This window comes from Segatella maculosa OT 289, assembly GCF_000243015.1.
GTDB lineage: Bacteria > Bacteroidota > Bacteroidia > Bacteroidales > Bacteroidaceae > Prevotella > Prevotella maculosa.
Genome location: NZ_JH594504.1, coordinates 143,553 through 150,080, shown reverse-complemented (window position 1 = coordinate 150,080; position 6,528 = coordinate 143,553). Strand labels below are relative to the sequence as shown.

At 49.4% G+C, this 6,528-nt stretch carries 7 protein-coding genes; 2 read left to right on the top strand and 5 right to left on the bottom strand.

The window, feature by feature from the left end; translation table 11 throughout:
* The first annotated feature begins 508 nt into the window (after positions 1 to 508).
* Both mtnN and HMPREF9944_RS07990 read left to right on the top strand, forming a co-directional pair.
* Positions 509 to 1,147 carry a 5'-methylthioadenosine/S-adenosylhomocysteine nucleosidase gene (gene mtnN / locus HMPREF9944_RS07995; RefSeq protein ID WP_008565635.1) on the top strand — a complete coding sequence of 213 codons (639 nt, stop codon included), beginning with the start codon at positions 509 to 511 and terminating at the stop codon, positions 1,145 to 1,147.
* Between the two features lie 12 nt (positions 1,148 to 1,159).
* Positions 1,160 to 1,645, top strand: coding sequence for an S-ribosylhomocysteine lyase (locus HMPREF9944_RS07990; protein ID WP_008565634.1), 486 nt, complete (start codon positions 1,160 to 1,162; stop codon positions 1,643 to 1,645).
* A gap of 21 nt (positions 1,646 to 1,666) precedes the next feature.
* Here the strand turns inward: HMPREF9944_RS07990 and HMPREF9944_RS07985 are convergent, their stop codons facing one another.
* The 5 genes from HMPREF9944_RS07985 to HMPREF9944_RS07965 all read right to left on the bottom strand — a co-directional run bounded on the left by HMPREF9944_RS07985 (position 1,667) and on the right by HMPREF9944_RS07965 (position 6,523).
* Positions 1,667 to 2,539 (bottom strand): FimB/Mfa2 family fimbrial subunit, encoded by an 873-nt coding sequence (locus tag HMPREF9944_RS07985; protein ID WP_008565632.1) that lies wholly within the window; start codon positions 2,537 to 2,539, stop codon positions 1,667 to 1,669.
* Between the two features lie 13 nt (positions 2,540 to 2,552).
* Positions 2,553 to 3,257 carry a porin family protein gene (locus HMPREF9944_RS07980; RefSeq protein ID WP_008565631.1) on the bottom strand — a complete coding sequence of 235 codons (705 nt, stop codon included), beginning with the start codon at positions 3,255 to 3,257 and terminating at the stop codon, positions 2,553 to 2,555.
* A 92-nt stretch (positions 3,258 to 3,349) separates the two neighbouring features.
* Positions 3,350 to 3,568 carry a hypothetical protein gene (locus HMPREF9944_RS07975; RefSeq protein ID WP_008565630.1) on the bottom strand — a complete coding sequence of 73 codons (219 nt, stop codon included), beginning with the start codon at positions 3,566 to 3,568 and terminating at the stop codon, positions 3,350 to 3,352.
* Between the two features lie 20 nt (positions 3,569 to 3,588).
* Positions 3,589 to 5,391, bottom strand: a complete 1,803-nt coding sequence (typA, locus tag HMPREF9944_RS07970) for a translational GTPase TypA (protein WP_008565629.1) — start codon at positions 5,389 to 5,391, stop codon at positions 3,589 to 3,591.
* Positions 5,392 to 5,533: 142 nt separating this feature from the next.
* Complete coding sequence (locus HMPREF9944_RS07965) at positions 5,534 to 6,523, bottom strand: FecR family protein (protein WP_155814642.1); 990 nt, start codon at positions 6,521 to 6,523, stop codon at positions 5,534 to 5,536.
* Between the last annotated feature and the right edge of the window lie 5 nt (positions 6,524 to 6,528).

Below are 6,528 nucleotides of genomic sequence, written 5' to 3'. Positions count from 1 at the left end.
CAAGGGGGATTGAAGGGCTATATACAGGAGTGTTTGAGCGGACGCACGGGCCGTGCGTCCCTACATGCGTTTGCACGGCTCGTCCTCTCAACCATCTTACACATTAATGAAGCCATGATAGGTATGTAGGGACGCACGGTTCGTGCGTCCGTTCGAGTTGAATTGAAGGGCTATATACAGGAGTGTTTGAGCGGACGCACGAACCATGTGTCCCTACATACATTCAAACGGACCGGAGTATTGGAAATGCTGATAATCAACGACTTGCACCTTGCATTTCAATCTCAGCCATTTTGCACGGTAATCTCAGCCATTTCACCGCGTAATATGGCCCATATTACCACGCAATCCCAGCCATTTTACACGCCAATAGGACTGAGCCGAAAATGTGGGTGAACCAAAAGGCTGGCCATTTACAAGTCTATTTACTCCTAAAAACAGATAAATTGACACGCTACGTTGCCATTTTCCGCTTTTTTATTACCTTTGCAAGCAAAGAGAAACAAGAATGAAGATTGGAATTATCGTTGCGATGGACAAGGAGTTCGCGCAACTTGAAAAGGTGTTTCGGGGCAATGAGGACATCGTTTTACAGCAATGCGGCATCGGAAAAGTCAATGCTGCGGTGGGAACCACGCAGATGATAGCACGCCACCAGCCTGACCTTATCGTCTCGACCGGCTGTGCCGGCGGTGCAGAAACGGTCGATGTGGGCGATGTCGTGGTGGCCAGTGCGTGCGCATACCATGATGCTTATTGCGGAGACAACTGTCAATACGGGCAAATCATGGGCATGCCGGCCCGTTATGAGGCGCCGATTGACCTTGTGGAAAAGGCTTTGAAACTCCATGTTGAGGGCATTCGAATCCACAAAGGCCTGACGGTGAGCGGCGAATGGTTTGTAGATTCGCGCGAGAAAATGCAGGAAATCATGGCCCATTTCCCCGAAGCAATGGCCGTGGACATGGAGAGTTGCAGTATTGCACAGGTGTGCCACCTCTTCAATGTGCCCTTCGTCAGCTTCCGAATCATCAGCGATGTGCCTCTGAAAGACCACAAAGCACAGATGTATTTCGACTTTTGGGACCGGCTGGCAGAGGGAAGTTTCGAGGTTACCCGACAATTCATAGAAGCAATTAACAAGTAAAAAGTCAACGATATGAATAAGATTCCGAGCTTTACCATCAATCATGAGCAACTGCTCCGCGGCATTTATGTGAGCCGAAAGGACACGGTTGGCGGCGAAACTGTCACCACTTTTGACATCAGAATGAAGGAACCTAACCGCGAACCCGTGCTCCACAACGGTGCCATTCACACCATCGAGCACCTCGCGGCCACCTATCTTCGCAACGATGATGAGTGGAAAGACCGCGTGATTTACTGGGGACCGATGGGTTGCCTCACGGGAAATTACCTCATTCTTCGGGGCGATTTGGAGAGCAAAGACATTGTGGAACTGATGCAACGCACATTCCGTTTCGTGGCAGAATACCGTGGGGAAATTCCCGGGGCAGCTCCGATGGACTGCGGAAACTATCTGCTTCACGACCTGCCGATGGCACGTTATGAGTCAGCAAAGTATCTTCACGAGGTTTTGGAGCATGTTTCGGAAGCCAATCTGAACTATCCTGCCAAGGAATAAGCCGCATGCGGCGAGGCAATCTCAAAGGTTTGAATCGAAAATCGTAGCCCACGAATCGTCCACTTTGATGTTGATGCCGCGCGCTTCAGGCTCAGATGGCTTCGTGAAATAGAGGCCATTAATGCGGTTGATGCCGTTCATGACAATCCGAACGTCATTAAATGTGTGTTCAGCAACAACGTTGTTACTGGCATCTAAGGCTGTTAGTTTTACCTTCAATGTGCCTTCTTGCGCCTTCGGAAAGGTGAAAATGCCATACGAAGAAGGTCCGCGATGCGCCTCTTCGGGCACATTCAGCACCTCGGTTTGGCGCGAATTGACACAGCCGAAGCCTTGTATGGCATCTAAAGAGCTGCTGCCTCCGGTGTAGTTAAAGCGAAGGTGAGTGACCTTTTCGGGGATTGCTTTGTCGAAATTAAACTCCACTTTGGCCACACAACGCCTCAAAGTGACGCCCAATTGCATGTCTTCGGTGACCGTGAACGTGCCATTATAAAGAAAGGTATCCGTGATTTTACCGCTGAAACTGATTTTATCCGCATGGGCTGTCGAGGCATTCTTCATGCCACTATGGGCCACTATCACCAATGAATATTCTCCTTCGGGAAGGTTGACCTTTAGGTTTCCGAAGCCTTCTTCACCCTTTTTCTGATTGATACCGGTTACTTTGGTACCGTGATTATAGACAGCTGCGTTGATACATGAGCACACTTCGCCTACGCCAACCACTGCCCTTGCCTTGCCGTTTGCATATTTTTGTGCAATATCGCCTATGTGGAAACGGACTTCATAGCCTTTCTTGTGCGACGGTTTTGTGTCGATGACGGGTTTTTCGCAGGCCATCAAACCGGATAAAAGGACAAGAATACCTATCCTATTCAATATTTTTTTCATGGCAATAAAAGTATTATCTTAAGATTTCAAACTTGTATCCGACGGAGAATGTGAAGCATTTGTTCTTGGAACCTATCTCTTTTTCGGCCTTGGTTAAGGGGAAATTGTAACGCGCATCCATCACGACATGCCCGTATTCGTAGGAGATTCCGAGGGGAATAGCCATGTCAAAAGTGTGGAAAGTAGGCTTGATATCAATACTTACAGGGAAGGGGGTGTCGTAAACGGTGCCACCATCTCGGTTGACAATAAACTTTGTTTCGTCGTATTTCGTCTTTCCTTCCAACAGAAAACCAGCCTGCAAGCCGGCCTTAATGGCCAATCCCGGGGCCACATATCCGCTGAATAGCAACGGAACCTGCACGTAATGAAGGTTCATGGCCATGTTGGAATAGCCCGTATATTGCCCCGCTTTGCCTGCTATGGCATCGCTGATATCCTTGTAACGGCAGCCTTGTAACGAATAAAGCACGCCCAAAGAGAGACTGTATTGTGGCTGAAGTTGATACTCAAATTCAGCCCCTCCGGCAAATCCGGCCTTGTATTTCGGTGACGCATTCACGGCATTTTGCTGAACAGCAAACATGATATCGCTACCCGAAACGTTGGAAAGATTGACACCAACCTTCGGTATAAACGAGAGTGTTCCAACCTTGCTTTGTGCAGAAACAGCCAAGACGAAGGCCGAAAAAAGAGGCAAAAAGAAAAAGCGTTTCATAAGCATACGATTTAATTATGAAACGCTTTCAAGTGGAAATTATTGTGCATGCTCAGCAAGATAAATGCGCTTTGCACACAAGTTCGGCCTTTTCAGATGGCTTTATAGCCCTTGGTGCTGTTGTGTTCCAAGAGATCTTTGAGGTTTTGTTCCCTGAATTCTCGCTCTTTTTGCTCGTTATAGAGCAGCTCGGCCTCTTCTTTCTCTGCTTCGGAGTGCTCAAAAGTGATGCAACGGTTCTTCAGTTCGGCAACAGCCCAGCCCAAAAGGGCAATCGCAATCAATGCAATGAAAATGTATAATCCGGTCATAATGCTTATGATTTAATGGTTTATTCCTTGTTGGCACGCTTACGTTCCAAGTGATCGAGCAGTATTTTGCGCATTCGCATGCTCTTCGGTGTCACTTCAACATACTCATCTTCCTTGATATACTCAAGGCATTCCTCGAGGCTCATCACGGTCTTTGGGATCACACGTGCCTTTTCGTCCGAGCCACTGGCACGCACATTGGTGAGCTGTTTGGCCTTGGTGACGTTGATAACGAGGTCATTGTCGTGCACATGTTCGCCCACAACCTGTCCTGCATAGACCTCTTCTCCCGGGTCGATGAAGAACTTTCCGCGGTCTTGGAGCTTGTCAATGGAGTACGCATAGGCTGTTCCTGTCTCCATAACTATCAGCGATCCGTTGGTACGACGGGTGATTTCGCCTTTAAAGGGCTGGTAGTCTTTGTAGCGATGGGCCATGATTGCTTCGCCTTGAGAGGCTGTCAAGACATTCGTTCTCAGCCCGATGATGCCGCGAGATGGTATTTCAAAGGTGATATTCACACGGTCTCCTTCGGTGTCCATACCTGTTAATTCACCCTTACGGCGTGTCACCATGTCGACCATCTTGCTGGAATAGTCCTGCGGAACATTGATGGTCAGCTCCTCAATCGGCTCACATTTCACGCCCTCTATCTCTTTATAAATCACCTGAGGCTGCCCAACTTGCAGCTCATATCCCTCACGTCGCATCGTTTCAACAAGCACCGAGAGGTGCAAAACCCCTCGTCCACTGACGATCCATTTATCGGTTGAGTCCTCAAAAGGGCGCACCCTGAGGGCCAAGTTCTTTTCAAGTTCCTTGTTCAAACGGTCGTTGATGTGACGCGAAGTGCAGAATTTTCCCTCGCGACCAAAGAAAGGTGAGTCGTTAATTGTAAAGAGCATGCTCATCGTTGGCTCGTCAACTGCAATCGGAGGTAGGGCTTCCGGGTTCTCAAAATCAGCGATAGTGTCGCCTATTTCAAACTTTTCAAGCCCCACGACTGCGCAGATATCGCCGCTTCCAACGGTGTCGGTGGGTTTGCTTCCCATGCCTTCGAAGGTGCGAAGTTCCTTGATCTTGGTCTTTTCCATGCTGCCGTCGCGATGGCAGATGGTGATGTTCTGCCCGCTTTTCAGCGCACCCCGATGCACACGTCCAACGGCAATGCGTCCCGTATAGCTGGAGTAATCGAGCGAAGTAATCAGCATCTGCGGCGTTCCCTCAAGCTGTTTGGGGGCCGGAATGACCTCAACAATCTTGTCAAGCAGGTAATCTATGTTGTCAGTTTGGGCTTTCCAATCGGCCGCCATCCAGCCATTTTTGGCCGAACCATAGACCACTTGGAAGTCTAATTGCTCCTCGGTTGCATTCAAATCGCACATTAAATCGAACACCATTTCGTAGACTTCTTCGGGCCGGCAGTTGGGTTTGTCGACTTTGTTCACCACAACCATCGGCTTCAAGCCTAACTGTAAGGCCTTTTGAAGCACGAAACGCGTCTGCGGCATCGGCCCTTCAAAGGCATCGACCAGCAGCAAACAGCCGTCAGCCATGTTGAGAACGCGCTCCACTTCGCCCCCGAAATCCGAGTGACCCGGTGTATCTAATATGTTAATCTTAGTGCCTTTCCAATTGATAGACACGTTTTTTGAAAGAATGGTTATCCCACGTTCGCGCTCCAAATCATTGGAATCGAGCACCTCCCCGCTGTTATCCTGTCCCTCACGGAAGAGCTTTCCGGCGAGCATCATCTTGTCAACCAGCGTCGTTTTGCCGTGGTCTACGTGCGCAATTACTGCAATGTTTCTGATATCTTGCATTTGTTTACCTTAAAATAAGCTATATTAAATCGCTGCAAAATTACAAAAAATAACCGAAGTACAGCGCATCATCGTTGATGAATGGAATATTTTAAGTGTTAAAAAACTTATTCTCTCGGTCCCATTGCAGTCTAGTTCCGATCTATTGTGACGGCTTTCCGTCCGCTTCCTTTGCCAAAACGATGGCCCGGTCGGTGCGCCTCACCTTACAATCGTAGAGCTTGGACAGAATGACGAGGCATTGATTGAGGTTCGATGAGGGTAATGTTCCCGTGAAACGGTCGGCCCCATTGATGTTCTGCAAGCGGATATTCTCCCCGTAGACACGGCCGATTTCCTCCACAACCTGCGTCAATGGCGTGCTTCGGAACACGATTTCGTGACGCTGCCAAGCCGTGTAATAGGCGGCATCTTCGCTGAACGGCACCACTTTGATGCGGCCCGTGGCCTTGTCAAGCGTACATTTTTGGTTGGGTTTCAGGTGGATTTCCTCCTTCGTTTTGTCCGAATGAAGCCACACGGAGCCTTCAAACAGGCAGAGTGTCGCTGTCGGTGAATCGGGATAACTGCTGAGATTGAATTTCGTTCCCACCACTTTCACGCGCATACCCGACGTATGAATCACGAAAGGATGGGTGCTATCGTGGCGCACATCGAAGAAACCCTCGCCCTGAAAAGCTATCTCGCGTTGCTTCATGAAAGTCTGCGCCCGATAAGACAGCACAGAACGTTGGTTCATTCGGGTCTGCGTGCTGTCGGGAAAGACCACGCTCACCTGTTCGCCTTGGTGGGTCAGAATGGTTAAAAGACCGTCTGAGGGCGTCTGTTGCTGGTAAATCACATAGCCTAATGCCCCCAGACAGATGGGAAGCAACACCACTGCGACACGCTGGATAAGCGTCCATGCGCGGTGGCGAAGCCCGGACGGGCTCCCGATTTGTGCGTCCAACCTTTGCCGAATGGCCGCTATTGCCTCTTCGGGAACGCCCGATTCATCAATATCTTCCTGCCAATGGGCCTGCATTCCGGCTGCTATTGTTTCGTCAGAAGCGTCGTTCACGTGCGCTCGAAGGCGCTGCAACTCTTCCTTTGTCAGCCTTGTTTGTCTGTATTTCTGTTCGATATGGTTCATAACCT